Genomic DNA, 662 nt, shown 5'->3' on the forward strand with positions numbered 1-662 from the left:
TTTAAATCAATTTATGGACGACATACACCAGATACACGATAAGTTCTTTAAACAGATAGCCTCAAATATTGAGAATGCAAAGAGCTTTGTAGAGTTCAGCTTGCCAAAAGAGATTTTAGAACAACTGGACCTTAATACAATAAAACCTATAAACACAGAAAAGATTTCAAAGAAGTATAAGAGGTTTAATTTAGACATAGCTTTTAGATTTCAGACAAAGACCAGTTCAGTCCAGGTGTATTATCTCCTGGAGCACAAATCAGAAACAGGAAGCTTTAGTAATATCCAGATACTCTCATATATGCTTGCAATATGGGAAGAGGATATAAAAAACAAAAGACCATTAGAGCCAATTATTCCAGTGGTTTTCTATCATGGAAAAACGAATTGGGATAAACCGATAGATTTCTCAGATCTATTTGAAGAAAAGCACATCTATAAAGATTATTTGCCTGCTTTTAAGTATATCCTGATAGACACAAATAAGATCGAAGAAGAAAAATTGCGCCTTAGCATAAATAATATATATCTTTTAACTGCACTGTTGTTGCTTAAATTCATATTTATCGGTAAAGACTTAGAGAAATACTCTGAAATACTGTATATCGTAAAAGATTTAGATTTAGACGAGTTTTTGATATACTTTATTTATGTTGCAAATG

The 662-nt window shown here is 31.3% G+C and carries 1 protein-coding gene; it reads left to right on the forward strand.

The window, feature by feature from the left end; translation table 11 throughout:
* A partial coding sequence (locus V4762_RS10010) for an Rpn family recombination-promoting nuclease/putative transposase (protein WP_347315633.1) occupies positions 1–662 on the forward strand: 662 nt, incomplete at both ends.

This window comes from Thermodesulfobium sp. 4217-1, assembly GCF_039822205.1.
Classification (GTDB): Bacteria; Thermodesulfobiota; Thermodesulfobiia; order Thermodesulfobiales; family Thermodesulfobiaceae; genus Thermodesulfobium.